Annotated in this window: 16 protein-coding genes and 1 pseudogene; 11 read left to right on the forward strand and 6 right to left on the reverse strand. The window is 58.9% G+C overall.

Annotated features, from left to right (window positions below; translation table 11 throughout):
• From H0V34_03765 to H0V34_03785, 5 genes and pseudogenes are all read left to right on the forward strand, one after another.
• The coding region (locus tag H0V34_03765) for a hypothetical protein (GenBank protein ID MBA2490845.1) at positions 1-554 on the forward strand (554 nt) is incomplete at its 5' end.
• Positions 466-1,041, forward strand: a pseudogene (locus tag H0V34_03770) (glycosyltransferase family 9 protein). The gene H0V34_03765 and the pseudogene H0V34_03770, both read left to right, overlap by 89 nt.
• 34 nt (positions 1,042-1,075) lie before the next feature.
• Positions 1,076-1,654 (forward strand): glycosyltransferase family 9 protein, encoded by a 579-nt coding sequence (locus H0V34_03775; protein MBA2490846.1) that lies wholly within the window; start codon positions 1,076-1,078, stop codon positions 1,652-1,654.
• A gap of 58 nt (positions 1,655-1,712) precedes the next feature.
• A complete protein-coding gene (locus H0V34_03780) occupies positions 1,713-1,883 on the forward strand; it encodes a hypothetical protein (GenBank protein ID MBA2490847.1) in 171 nt (56 codons plus the stop codon).
• Positions 1,858-2,148: a VOC family protein gene (locus H0V34_03785; GenBank protein ID MBA2490848.1), complete on the forward strand. Its 291-nt coding sequence runs from the start codon at positions 1,858-1,860 to the stop codon at positions 2,146-2,148. The genes H0V34_03780 and H0V34_03785 overlap by 26 nt, the downstream gene beginning before the upstream one ends.
• A gap of 705 nt (positions 2,149-2,853) precedes the next feature.
• Here H0V34_03785 and H0V34_03790 read toward each other — a convergent pair.
• The 3 genes from H0V34_03790 to H0V34_03800 form a co-directional block, all read right to left on the reverse strand.
• The gene (locus tag H0V34_03790; GenBank protein ID MBA2490849.1) at positions 2,854-3,870 is read right to left on the reverse strand and encodes a patatin-like phospholipase family protein; all 1,017 of its coding nucleotides are present in this window, start codon (positions 3,868-3,870) and stop codon (positions 2,854-2,856) included.
• Positions 3,871-4,202: 332 nt separating this feature from the next.
• A complete protein-coding gene (locus H0V34_03795) occupies positions 4,203-5,711 on the reverse strand; it encodes a catalase (protein MBA2490850.1) in 1,509 nt (502 codons plus the stop codon).
• Between the two features lie 100 nt (positions 5,712-5,811).
• A complete protein-coding gene (locus H0V34_03800; GenBank protein MBA2490851.1) occupies positions 5,812-6,252 on the reverse strand; it encodes a transcriptional repressor in 441 nt (146 codons plus the stop codon).
• Between the two features lie 298 nt (positions 6,253-6,550).
• On the opposite strand from H0V34_03800, the gene H0V34_03805 reads away from it, so the two are divergent.
• Together H0V34_03805 and H0V34_03810 are read left to right on the forward strand one after the other, a co-directional pair.
• Entirely contained in the window at positions 6,551-7,135 is a 585-nt protein-coding gene (locus tag H0V34_03805; protein ID MBA2490852.1) for a hypothetical protein, read from the forward strand.
• Between the two features lie 27 nt (positions 7,136-7,162).
• Positions 7,163-7,708, forward strand: coding sequence for a cytochrome b/b6 domain-containing protein (locus tag H0V34_03810; GenBank protein ID MBA2490853.1), 546 nt, complete (start codon positions 7,163-7,165; stop codon positions 7,706-7,708).
• A 416-nt stretch (positions 7,709-8,124) separates the two neighbouring features.
• Here the strand turns inward: H0V34_03810 and H0V34_03815 are convergent, their stop codons facing one another.
• Positions 8,125-8,430, reverse strand: a complete 306-nt coding sequence (locus tag H0V34_03815) for a hypothetical protein (protein ID MBA2490854.1) — start codon at positions 8,428-8,430, stop codon at positions 8,125-8,127.
• A gap of 146 nt (positions 8,431-8,576) precedes the next feature.
• On the opposite strand from H0V34_03815, the gene H0V34_03820 reads away from it, so the two are divergent.
• The 4 genes from H0V34_03820 to H0V34_03835 all read left to right on the forward strand — a co-directional run bounded on the left by H0V34_03820 (position 8,577) and on the right by H0V34_03835 (position 9,833).
• Positions 8,577-8,765: a type II toxin-antitoxin system HicA family toxin gene (locus H0V34_03820; GenBank protein MBA2490855.1), complete on the forward strand. Its 189-nt coding sequence runs from the start codon at positions 8,577-8,579 to the stop codon at positions 8,763-8,765.
• A gap of 7 nt (positions 8,766-8,772) precedes the next feature.
• Complete coding sequence (locus H0V34_03825; GenBank protein MBA2490856.1) at positions 8,773-8,982, forward strand: type II toxin-antitoxin system HicB family antitoxin; 210 nt, start codon at positions 8,773-8,775, stop codon at positions 8,980-8,982.
• A 100-nt stretch (positions 8,983-9,082) separates the two neighbouring features.
• Positions 9,083-9,466 (forward strand): HNH nuclease family protein, encoded by a 384-nt coding sequence (locus tag H0V34_03830; GenBank protein ID MBA2490857.1) that lies wholly within the window; start codon positions 9,083-9,085, stop codon positions 9,464-9,466.
• 88 nt (positions 9,467-9,554) lie between these two features.
• Positions 9,555-9,833, forward strand: a complete 279-nt coding sequence (locus tag H0V34_03835) for a hypothetical protein (GenBank protein ID MBA2490858.1) — start codon at positions 9,555-9,557, stop codon at positions 9,831-9,833.
• A 446-nt stretch (positions 9,834-10,279) separates the two neighbouring features.
• On the opposite strand, the gene H0V34_03840 is transcribed toward H0V34_03835, so the two are convergent.
• Both H0V34_03840 and H0V34_03845 read right to left on the reverse strand, forming a co-directional pair.
• Positions 10,280-11,179: a hypothetical protein gene (locus H0V34_03840; protein ID MBA2490859.1), complete on the reverse strand. Its 900-nt coding sequence runs from the start codon at positions 11,177-11,179 to the stop codon at positions 10,280-10,282.
• A 36-nt stretch (positions 11,180-11,215) separates the two neighbouring features.
• Complete coding sequence (locus H0V34_03845) at positions 11,216-11,938, reverse strand: hypothetical protein (GenBank protein ID MBA2490860.1); 723 nt, start codon at positions 11,936-11,938, stop codon at positions 11,216-11,218.
• Positions 11,939-11,990: the final 52 nt, after the last annotated feature.

Here is an 11,990-nt window from a genome sequence, read left to right on the forward strand (position 1 = left end):
TGTTCACCGTTACCACCGAAGCTTGGCGAACCGCGCTGGCCGAGCGGCGCTATAAGCTCGTGTTCAAGTTGCATCCTAGTTGCAAACAGGCCTATCCGGAGTTGCAAGCAGCGGTCGCGCGTGAGGCGGGCCTCATATTCGCGAACGGCAACAGTACGGAAGAGCTGATCCGCCGCGCGCTCGGCGTGATCACCGTCAACAGCACCGTCGGCGTCGAATCGCTGCTGCTCGACCGGCCGGTGCTGAGCCTAGGGCAAGCGTGTTACGGCATCCCCGGTGTGACCAGCACGGCCAGAAGTGTCGAGGGTATCTCGAAGTGGCTGGATTCGCTCGTGACCGGAAAACTGCCGGCCGCGACACATCGTGAGGCATTCCTACAATACTTGGCCAACGAATACTGTATTCCCGAACACCACAAGGCACCCAGTCAGGCTCATTTCTCAGCGATCGCGCGGCGCTTGAGCGATGCGTCCAGGCTGGTGCCGATCAGTGAGACTTTGGGGAGTGAGACGGCAGCGCAAAATGAAGAGGAATCAGAGTTTGCGGCAGCTTGATCCTCCGCCCGCGCGGGTCTGCCTGTTGCGCTTGTCCGCGCTGGGCGATGTCACCCATGTATTGCCGATCATCCACACGCTGCGCAAGGCGCGGCCGCAGGCCGAGCTTAGCTGGATCATCGGCAAGCGCGAAGCCGGGCTCGTGGCGGGCCTCCGTGGCGTCGAGCTGCTCATCTTGGACAAATCGGCAGGGATCGCCGGTTACCGGGCCTTGGCGGATCGCCTGCGTGGTCGCAGCTTCGACGTGCTACTGCTGATGCAGGTGTCCATGCGGGCGCATCTCGTCAGCCTGCTGGTCAAGGCGCCTGTGCGGATTGGTCTCGATCCGGCGCGTTCGCGGGATCTTCATCGCTTGTTCGTCAACCGGCGCATCCCCTTCGTAGACCGCCAGCATGTACTCGACGGCCATTTCGGATTCCTTGAGCAGCTGGGCATCAGCGAGCGGGTCATGGACTGGTCGGTGCCGATTCCGGAAGCGGATCGGCGCGGCACAGCAGTTGCCAGGTCATGCGCCGACGTTGATGATCAGTCAGGCGGCGAGCACAACAGTCCGCAATTGGTTTGCAGAGGATTACGCCGCCATCGCGGACCAAGCCTTTCAGCGCTACGGCATGCGCGTGCTGCTATGCGGCGGACCCGATCCGCTCGAAAAGGAACTGGGCGCGGAGATCGAGAAGCATGCAAAAATCTTCCGGCCGCTGAACCTGATCGGCAAAGATACGGTCAAGCGGCTGCTGGCCTTGATGGAACGCAGCACGGTCCTGCTCAGCCCGGATTCCGGTCCGGTTCATATGGCCGCCATCACGGACACGCCCGTGATTGGTCTGTATGCGGTCTCTAACTCGCGGCGTTGCGGGCCCTACAAGAGCCTCGCGTACTGCGCCGACGCGCATGAACAGGCTTCCTGCCGGTATCTAGGCCATACGCCGCAGGTCTTGCGCTGGGGACAGCGAGTGGAACATCCGGGCGCCATGCGCTGCGTCACTCGTGAGCTGGTCGAGGGCCGGCTGGACGCGGTGATGCGTGATGCCGCTGATAGAAGCCGGCAGTGCTTAAGTTCAAGCCGGCCCGGCGGGAGCATTATAAGTGAATCAGCGTGAACGGCGACTGCAAGTAGGCGCAAAGGGGGGGGTGCCCAGTGCTAATGAGGGGATACGCGTGACAACGATCAGCCGAGTTTTTGCCAATATTCTTTCGGATAAGCTGCCGGAAACGAGAGACTTCTACACCGGATTGCTTGGGTTCCAGGTCGCTTACGATAGCGACTGGTTCATCTACCTATGGGCGCCACAGTCAAACTTAAATGAACTTTGGAATATGGCGGCGTGATCACGAGCTGGTGCCCACTGAATACCAGACCATACCGCAAGGCATCATACTCATCTTTGTCGTTGACGATTGTGACGCCGTTTATACGAGGGCGGTGGAAAAACAAATCGCGATCATCAGACCGCCAAAGGATCTTTTTTATGGGCAGCGCAGCTTTCTCGCGCGTGACCCCAACGGCGTGCTAATCGACGTATCCACGCCGGCACGAGCTTCACGAGAATTCTTAGACTCGCATAGACATAACCCCATTGGGGTGGGGGCGTAGGAGATGTACTCGCGCGTTTAGGGGCAACGGCGCGCTTGGTATCCGAGAGATATGCGAAGCGCACTATTACGGGTGCTTTCGTCCTTGACCATGATGGATGTAACATCCAAGCGGTGTGTCACCAGCCCGAGTGATGATTCGTGAGCGCGAAATAATGAATACTCGCCGTAGGCATGTTCTGTCGCCGTGAAGGCCGTGCAACGTGCGGACGGACAGTGTCCCTGAGACCTCGAAATCAAGCAGAATAGTGCGCGTGCCCAACCAGATATGGAGAGAGAGATCCGTTCTGTGCATGCTTGGCTAACACACCATCGAGTCCGCGAAAAGCATTTTTAGCAGCTAGCCTGATGCAAGACAGGCGCGTGAATGTATTTTGATTGGTGCTTGCATGTTAGTTAGCTTTATTCAGTCGCGGGCGCAATCGTGTGCGATCAAATCGAAGGCAGCACGCATGTTGGCGGTCTAGGTTGCACCGATGGGGGCGAGTTTCGCCATTCGCAGCAGGTTATAGCGTGCCGCAGTCGCGCTGCACTGCAAGAGCGGAGTTGAGCCTCGCCGCTATGACCTGTCTCTCTAGCCGCGTCAAGTCCGCTTAATTTAGACAGTAGGGGAGATGTGCTTACCGGTTGAGACGTGCCGTCCGAATAATGACTAGGCCACGCTTGGCCCAGGCCGGCGGCCACATCGTACGAAAAGTGCATTAGTTTATCCATAAGCCGCGCGGCGGTAGATATCCTGGCCCTCTTCGCTGACTTCGGCGCGTTGGTTCAGGAATGCCTCGGCCTGTTCTTCGCCGTAAGCCATCATTCCGTGTATGAAGGCGGGGTCCCGATCTAGCTTCGACTCGACATCAAGTTGGCGCAGCATCTCGATCCATTTTATTTGCACGGGTTTGTGTTTCGTACGCGCAAGGGCGCCTTCCTTAACCCATCTGTTCATCTTTTCTATGAAGTCTACTTCCTGATGGAGCGAGAGGTTTCCGGCCATTTCATTGCGTCTGTCGGTTATCTCCGGCACCGACCGCGGCTCTGTTTTGCGTGTTCGCGGATTTATCCCGATCACCCATATTTCATCGGGCCTTTCACTGGGAAGCTCGCGCACGGGTGGATTCTGGGAAAACAAACCATCCCAATATAAACGCCCGTCGACCTGAGCCGCTTTGAACAAGGTCGGGATTGCGGCCGAAGCGAGGATCATGTCCACGGTGATCTTGTCCCTGCGGCTGCTGAACGCCTTGAATTCGCCACTCAAGACGTCGGCAGCACCTATCAGGAGCAGCGGACTATCGGACATTACGAGCTTGTCTAGCCGTTCGAAATCGACATGCTCCTCCAGCATGCTCCTGAATTGATCGAGCCCCCGGGTCGGTAAAAACTGGGGGCTGACCAGGGGCGCGCCGCCGATATACGCGAAGAAGCGGGTTGTCTGCATGAGCCACTTGTTGAGAAAGTTGTCCCAGGGCGAGTGAGTAGAATTGGCTCTCCAGAAAGAATCCAGCAGCGAGAGGGCTTTATCGATGTCGTACGTCAACAATCCGTACCACGCAAGCAGGGCGCAAATTGCTCCGCCGGACGTGCCGCTCAAAGCGACTATCTCAAAGTTGTGTTTTCCTTCCGCCTTTTCTGTCAGCAGTTTTTTCAACACGCCTGCTGTAAACGCGGTATGGCTTCCGCCACCCTGACACGCAATCGCAACCCGTGTAGATCCGTCTTTGCTGGCCATAAAAACCTCCATGCATTGAGGCGCCCCGCGTGACTCACAACGTCAGTTGGCGCGCGATACCGGTTTAGTGATCGCTATGCTGCACCGTGTCATAGCAAGATCGTCCCTGTCAAGGCGAGCGGAGCGTGCGTGTGGCGTCCAGCAAATAACCTGCCTATTTCTGAACCGTCGTTCCGGCCAGGGATTGACTCTGCTTCTCAAATATCTCGGTATCTAGCTTCCAGCGGTACGCGCCTTGACGCTGGTATCGTCAACTGAGCGATGTCCGCAACGACAACCACAGTCGTTGAACTCAGAGCCCCCGGCAAAGCCGGGGGCTCTAACTCGCTGCGTCACGCCGTGGAATATGCGCCTTTCTTGGCGGATGATTCAGGCGCCGCGTGCTCCTGATTGCCGCCGACGCCCTCGGCGATGCGGTCGCCCAGATTTTGGTCGACGTTGCGCCAGTACTCGATGGCGCGGGCCAGCACTGGCGGAGACACGCCGTCCTTGAGATGACCTACGATGTTGGACACGAGCCGCGCGCGCGCGGCGTCGTCCAGCACCTCACGAACCATCGTGCCGGCCTGACCCCAGTCGTCGTCCTCCTCGCGGAGCGTATATGCGGTGCGCACCATCTCTCCGTCGGCGTACCAATGCCCACCGTCGTCGGTGCGGATCGGATCAGCCTCTGGGCCACCGTAGGAGTTCGGCGCGTACACCGGGTCTGAGACGTTCTGCACCCGCATCGCGCCGTCCTTGGAATAGCTGTGGACGGGCACCTTCGGCGCGTTGACCGGAATCTGCTTGTAGTTCACACCTAGCCGGGCGCGGTGCGCGTCGGCGTAGGAGAAGCCGCGGGCCAGCAGCATCTTGTCCGGTGACAGACCCGTGCCGGGCACGATGTTGTTCGGCTCGAATGCCGCCTGCTCTATCTCGGTATGGTAGTCGGTGACGTTACGGTTCAAGGTCAGCTTGCCGACCTCGATGAGCGGATAGTCGCCGTGCGGCCAGACTTTGGTCAGGTCGAACGGGTTGAAGCGGTAGGTCTTGGCGTCCTCAAACGGCATCACCTGCATCTTCAAGGTCCAGCTTGGGTGGTCGCCGCGCTCGATGGCGTCGTACAGGTCGCGCTGGTGATAATCGCCGTCAGAGCCGGCCAGCTTGTCACCCTCTTCCTGGGTAAGGAACTCGATGCCCTGGTCGGACTTGAAGTGATACTTCACCCAATACCGCTCACCTTGCGCGTTGATCCACATGTAGGTGTGGCTGGAATAACCGTTCATGTGCCGCCAGGATTTGGGGATGCCCCGGTCGCCCATCAGCCACGTGACCTGGTGCACCGACTCCGGCGAGAGTGTCCAGAAGTCCCACTGCATGTCATGGTCGCGCAGATTATTGTTGGCGCGACGCTTCTGCGAGCGGATGAAGTGCTGAAACTTCATCGGGTCGCGGATGAAGAACACTGGCGTGTTGTTGCCGACGATGTCGAGGTTGCCCTCGGAAGTATAGAACTTCATCGAGAAGCCGCGGGGGTCACGCCACGTATCGGGACTGCCCCGCTCGCCCGCGACCGTGGAGAACCGGATCAGCACGTCGGTTTCGGCACCCGGCTGGAACACCGCGGCCCGCGTGTGGGCGCTGACATCGTTGGTGACCTGGAACGTGCCGAACGCGCCACCGCCCTTCGCGTGCGGCTGGCGCTCGGGGATCCGCTCCCTGTTGAAGTTCGCCATCTGCTCGATGAGATAGTGGTCCTGCAACAGAATCGGGCCGTTCGGACCGATCGTGAGCGAGTGCTCGTCGCTCGCTACCGGGATGCCGGCGTCGGTCGTGGTGGGTTTGCGACTCATATCATTCATAAGTTATGCCTCGTCGTCGTGGTGAAAGTAGTGAGTTGAACGCGTTCCGGCGCGGTCGCATCGACAGCGTCGGGGCTGGCGATCTGCCAGATTTCGGACCTTAAGGACCGGCCCGGCAGCGCGGACAGTGGCCCCAGAACACGACCTCGGCCTCGTCGACGTCGAATCCATAAGCATCACTGGGTGTCAGGCAAGGCGGCGCGCCGATTGCGCAGTCCACATCTTCGGTGCGGCCGCAGATGCGGCAGATCAGATGGTGGTGATTGTCGCCAGCGCGGCACTCATACCGCGCCGGGTGACCGTCGGGTTCTATTCGCCGTACCAGGCCTGCACCGGTAAACGCTGCGAGCACGTCGTACACCGCTTGTGTGGATACCGAACCCAGACGCCGGCGCACCCCGGAACTGATGTAATCCACGGTGGCGTGGGGATGTCTGGAAAGCCACATCAACACGGCCGCTCGCGGTGCGGTCACCCGAAGTCCCACGTTTCGCAATGCGTCTCGCGCGGTGGCGAGCGTGTGGCCGCGTTCGGCATTCATTATCGGGGTGGCGTTAACCGAAGTCATGACGCCGCAGTTTCGGCGCTTTTCTGGAATGAGTCAAGTATTCGTGGCGCCGGCATCCGCGATCTTTCTACCGACTTTCAGCGCGATTTAAATGGAAGGCCGGACGTGCCGTGATGCCTGCCAGAGTTGATGGCGGCGCATCAGGACTTTTTCCCGAACACGCTGCGCTAACGTGCCTTCGCGTTGACGCGCAACGGGGTTACGCGTTAAGTTAAAATTGAACGCCGTCATAGCGTTGTCCCGACCATAATCCATTATTCACAGGTGTCGCATGGAATCATCGTCTTTAGGCAGTCCGAATCATTCGCAAGAACACGGGCCCGCATGGGCGAGCGTGGTGGGGGTGGTGGCGATTGTGCTGGGCGTTTTTCTGACGGCATCGCACGGTAACGAGTGGATGAAATGGTCGGTTATGACTGCGTCCACGCCGGCCGGTGACCAAGTGCCCGCGGCCGATTGCCCGCCGGATGAGCTTGTGGAGGAAGGTCTGTCGCAGGCCGAGTGCGAACAAATGGTCGCCAACGTCCGGAATCTGGTGCTATCCGCGCCGGACTGGTTTGCGGGCTTCCAGACAATCCTGTCCATCGCGGGCACCATCTTCGCCTTGGCGTCAATAATCGTCGGTGCGGCGCTGGTCAATTACCGCGGCTGGGCACCGACTGCTGCGATACTCACCTTCGGCGCGCTGGCGGCCATCGATGTGATCAGCTTTCTCGGCACAGTCAACGCCGGCCCGATGTTGAGAGGCCTTTATCTACAGAATTTTCTGCTATGGTTTTTCATCCATCTCATGATGACGGTCGGCGTTATCGCGAGTCGCCACGCGCGAGGCGTCTCGACAGCTAGCCATCCTTAAAGCGAATCCAGTAGAACAGAGCGCGTCATGCAAAAACAAGGTTACAGTTCCTCCGCCGTGATCATGCACTGGTTGCTGGCCGTTTCCATCTTCTTCCTGTTCATATCAAGCTGGTGGATGCTGGCGCTGCCGTTGCCGTCCGATGCGTTAACCTATCGGGAATTTCCGTTTCAGCTGCACAAGAACCTGGGGTTGACTCTGCTGGTGCTGCTGGCTCTTCTGCTTTATGTCCGCTTCAGGCACCGCCCTGCCCCGGAAGCCACCCAGGCGATGCGGCCGTGGATGCGCATGCTCGCCATCGTCGATCATGTGATTCTTTATGGCCTGATCACAGCGATCTGCCTGAGCGGGTATCTGTCATCGGCCTACAGCGGCTGGGACACCGAACTCTGGTGGCTGGTCGAGATCCCGAATTGGGGTTACGAAGAAAACGAAGAACTCAACATGTTCTATTCGGATGTGCATCTGTGGACGTGCTGGGCGCTGCTCGGTGTCGTGGCGGCGCACATCAGCGGCGCGCTATATCATGCATTCCGCAACGACGGAGTCGTGCGGCGGATGCTGCGCCTGTGAAAGATTCGGTTCGCATGCCTTAAGCCTTTCTTTCCCCGCGCATCACCTCACAGAGTCCACAGGCTGAGGAAAATCAGTGTTTTCAAATCTAAAGTAATGCATACAACAGCGATGCCATAAACGAAGTTTTCGCAAATACTCTTTACCTAAACCCCGTGCGCGGACGACCTCGTTATAGCAGTCGGCCTCAAGTGCCCAGTAAGTCGGCGGCTCGTCAGCGCCAATCTCATGATCTTCTTTACACCATTTTCTGTAGCTTTCTTCCGCATGATCTTCCGTACGAATCCGCGCTACTAACTCGTTATAACGCCTGTATAGAAATTCATGATTGCGAGCGTGATGAGAGAAGAAGAACACCAAATCGATCGCGGCTAACACTGCCGAGAGCGCCGCGAGGTATGGGCGTGCTCCACTCGCTAGCTCGGATACACCGGCGGAACCAAGACCAGCACTGAAAACATTGTGAGCTTATGTAAACGATCATAAAAGGCACGTCTGCGCTGGTGATAGCGCATAGACTTTTCGATCTCGAAATCGAGGCGTGTTATTTTATCGGCAATTTCTGTGGAGGGTCTGTCGGCACAGGAATCGGTATTGGATAAGGCGCTGGACGCTTGCCCGGCACCTGCGTCTTGCCCGGTAGCGGCGGATGGTCCTGGCCCGGTGGAATGCTCATCAGTAGGAATTTCTGCCATAACGGCATGTCTGTCAGCCACATTCATTTACCGACCCTCAATATACTTTCCCAATTAGCTTATATAAAGGGGACAACTGGGAATTATAATGCGCGTCGCCCCCTCGAATTTGTTGGACACCGCGCGTACGAATCATCGAACATGTTCGCATAGCGGCGTTATAGAATCGCTGCGTGAAAGTTTCCGAGGAGATCAGCGCACTCCAAAAAGACGGCTGGAAGCTGGTTGCCACGAAAGGGAGCCACCGTCAATTCAAGCATGCCGTGAAGCGAGGCCGAGTAACAGTCTCCAGCAAACCTAGCGACGATCTGGCGCCCGGCACGTTGAACAGCATCTACAAACGGGCTGGCTGGAAGCAGTGAGGGTGCCATGCGCTATGCGATCGTAATCGAGAAAGCAGAGGCAAACTATTCGGCCTACGTGCCCGATCTGCCTGGCTGCGTCGTTACGGGGCAAACCGCTGAAGAAGCGGAACGGCAGATTCCGGAGGCCATCGTGTTTCACCTCGATGGTATGCGGCAGGATGGTCTGCCTATTCCCAATCCGCGGAGCCAGGTCGAATATGTCGAAGTCGGTTGATGCGGCATCGCCGCCGATGCTTATTGCGCTTTACGGAGTTCCGCGGGTAGCATTTCGCAATCCTGGCATTTGCGAAATGACCCATTCGGGAGATAACGATATGTCGTCCGAAACTAAACGTTCAGACATCGACAACCGCGACCGCCTGATCGCCGAAGCCCGACGCCATCAGGACGAACGGGCCAGGACTTATCGCGAACAGGCGCTCAAGCTGTTTCCCTGGATTTGCGGACGTTGCGGGCGCGAGTTCAGTGGCAAGCGTCTGCGCGAGCTGACGGTCCATCACAAGGACCACAACCACGACAACAATCCCGCAGACGGCAGCAACTGGGAGTTGTTGTGCCTTTACTGTCACGATAACGAGCACGGACGGCAGGCGGTGGCTGACGCATCCGGAAAGATTACGGCCCGCGGACGGCACGAGACATCCGCAACCCACAAGCCGTTCGCCGCTCTTGAGACGTTGCTGAAGAGCAAAACATAGCGGTTACGATCATCGCCGGCGTTGCGCGCATACAAACGAATGCGTCGCGACAACGCCGAGCGCGTCAACAAGCAAAGTCCATCACCTCATGAACATCGAAAAGATCAAGGTGCGTGTCACCGAAAGCGGTCAACTCATGGAAGTCACGGTGCTGAGCAAGCGCACCGAACGCATCCAGATTGTTCTCGGCGAAGGCGTCCACAGCGTCCGCTGCGATCTGTCGCCGGATCGTCTTGGCCGGGCGTACGTCGGTAGCGTGAGAGGCCGCGAGATTGTCTACGAGCGCAGTCGCGACGACGTCCAGGCCGATATCGATAGGGTCGATCCCGACCTGCGCAAGTACAAACGACGTGATCGCAATGCATAGTGACCTCGGGCCGTTCGCGACGGCATCGTCTCTTACCGAGGTTCGTAAGCTCACCGGATTCTTCGAGACGATGACCGCCGACAACAACATCTATCTCGGCTAGCCCGCGCCGAGACGGTTTGGCGATTTCTATATTCGTGCGCGAAACGCGAGAGAATCGCCTATTACTGGGTACTGAAGCTGCCCATCAATGCCTTGGTGGTGCTCGTCTTAGCTGCCGGAGATCTTAAGTATCTCCGAGCGGAATTAGGTAGCGCACCAAGGCCGGGGTGCCCAAGGGCTCGACACAGGCTCAACGACCGAGGACGAGATCATGCGCGCGGCGGCGCTGACCCTCATTCTTGACTCAACAAAAATAGTCGCTCCGCTATTCGCGACACAGCCTGCGTGCTAATGAATCGCTGCCTTATGACTATCTAAACTCGCCGCACAAACGGCAACGGCTGCTATCCATCAAAGCAACCACGTCCTGTAATGATTGTTCGAGCGTTAGCTACCCACTCGAACGGAATACCTCCTGCAAAGGCTGCTTCCTGCGTAACACCGCACTGCTCCTCGCACACCCAATCGATCCATCGTGCGAGTGCCTGGAAGCGATTTGCGGCACGTTCTTTGAGTCCCGGCACAATAGACTGTTGATGGTCGTAGAGGTCGGTGTTTCGCCGCACGTCCTTGGTGATTGCTTCTAGGCGCGGCAGCCAGGCGCCGGCGATCGGGCACTCCATGCAGTGTGATAGCCCCTGAGGGTCGAGATCCGGCGCATGCCAGTGGAAGATTCCCTCGACACGTGCCACCTTGCGTACCCAGCGCATGCCTGCGGGAAAGCAGGGTGACGTTCTCAGCACGAGTACCCCGCGGCCCGCGCGCCCAAGCCGATCGGGCTCAGCACAGAGGGCGAGAAAAGTCTCAAAGTTCTCGACGGTCAAGATCCAGTCGCATTGGATACTTGAGATCGCCGCCTGCGAGAGAACGAGAAAACCCCCCGACGGAACGACAAGTGAGCTCGTGTTGATATCGGCCGGCGCGTCTCCGGCCGGCGCGAGCGCAAGCAGCGCGCGGTGGGCTGTAATCGCCTCGGCGCCGGCCTTCTCATCGGTCTGAAAGCCGGCGAGATCACTCCTTCCGCGCGCCCATGAAGGTATGCCGACCTCGGGGTCGATACCCTCGCCACGAAGCCAGTACCGTAGTATCTGGCGATCTACGGTCGCGAACGCGATCGATCGGCCGCCAACGACCTCACCAGTTTCGGCTTCGCGATGCAGTCGCCGGTAAATACCCCGATAGGGTTTTATAACGCGCGGGGCGGCATCGTCCACGCGGGCGATCTCGCAGGCCGCCTCGATCATCTCGCGACGCTTTTCAGTCATGCTGTCATCCGTGCCCTAGCGCGCGCACGAAGCGCATCGGCGCGGGCGCGCACCAGAAAGATCCTGCAGCACGATCGGCTCGCGTGCGACCCCCTGCGGGAGCGGCGGTGACACCCGAACCTCGAACTGTTCAAAGAATCTCTTCCGCCCACCTACGGGGCGGTCCGTGAAGGCGAGCTGTGCAACCTCGTGTACCCAGGCGCGGAGCGTCGGGGTAATCTCTCCGCCTTGCGCGCGCTTCAGTTGCTCGCAGTAGAAATCAACAGCTGACACGTCCGGCGCCTCCTCGCAGCGCCGAGCCTCGCGAACAACAGTCTGCAGGAACTCATGAACCCAATCCTGTGAGCGCCACTGGCGCGCTTTGTCGCAACGAAGCCAATCTCGCGCTTCCCGCTCGAGATCGCCGGAGTTGATGCGAGCCTCGGACTTATCCCGTTCTACCGGGCGTCTCGCAAGTTCCAGGGCACGCTGCCGGCGGCGCACGTGCCGCTGAATCTCGGCCCAGACGGGCTCGAGGATCGGATCGGAGAAGTCTGGTCGCCCACCCAGCAGAATCGGCCTTGCACGGTGGAGAATCCCGAGATCAGCGGCGGTTGTCTCCGCGCTGGGTACGCGCGGACGCGAGGGCTGCTTGCGTAGCCACTGGAGAAAGCGGAGGTTTCGCCTCGTCTGGGCCTGACGCTCGCGAACCCGATTGATATAGCGCTCAAGCTCGCTGATCAGACGGGTGAGCTCCACGCTGTGGCGCCCAAAGCGTGAAGCGAGCTTGGTCGCGAACACGGCCACGAAG

The sequence above is a fragment of the Gammaproteobacteria bacterium genome (assembly GCA_013696315.1).
Lineage (GTDB): Bacteria > Pseudomonadota > Gammaproteobacteria > JACCYU01 > JACCYU01 > JACCYU01.

Bases quoted from the DNA above. Each gene is read 5' to 3' on its own strand.
- H0V34_03775 (MBA2490846.1), top strand. From the start codon at position 1,076: ATGATCAGTCAGGCGGCGAGCACAACAGTCCGCAATTGGTTTGCAGAG.
- H0V34_03785 (MBA2490848.1), top strand. From the start codon at position 1,858: ATGAACTTTGGAATATGGCGGCGTGATCACGAGCTGGTGCCCACTGAA.
- H0V34_03790 (MBA2490849.1), bottom strand. From the start codon at position 3,870: ATGGCCAGCAAAGACGGATCTACACGGGTTGCGATTGCGTGTCAGGGT.
- H0V34_03795 (MBA2490850.1), bottom strand. From the start codon at position 5,711: ATGAATGATATGAGTCGCAAACCCACCACGACCGACGCCGGCATCCCG.
- H0V34_03800 (MBA2490851.1), bottom strand. From the start codon at position 6,252: ATGAATGCCGAACGCGGCCACACGCTCGCCACCGCGCGAGACGCATTG.
- H0V34_03805 (MBA2490852.1), top strand. From the start codon at position 6,551: ATGGAATCATCGTCTTTAGGCAGTCCGAATCATTCGCAAGAACACGGG.
- H0V34_03810 (MBA2490853.1), top strand. From the start codon at position 7,163: ATGCAAAAACAAGGTTACAGTTCCTCCGCCGTGATCATGCACTGGTTG.
- H0V34_03815 (MBA2490854.1), bottom strand. From the start codon at position 8,430: ATGAATGTGGCTGACAGACATGCCGTTATGGCAGAAATTCCTACTGAT.
- H0V34_03825 (MBA2490856.1), top strand. From the start codon at position 8,773: ATGCGCTATGCGATCGTAATCGAGAAAGCAGAGGCAAACTATTCGGCC.
- H0V34_03830 (MBA2490857.1), top strand. From the start codon at position 9,083: ATGTCGTCCGAAACTAAACGTTCAGACATCGACAACCGCGACCGCCTG.
- H0V34_03835 (MBA2490858.1), top strand. From the start codon at position 9,555: ATGAACATCGAAAAGATCAAGGTGCGTGTCACCGAAAGCGGTCAACTC.
- H0V34_03840 (MBA2490859.1), bottom strand. From the start codon at position 11,179: ATGATCGAGGCGGCCTGCGAGATCGCCCGCGTGGACGATGCCGCCCCG.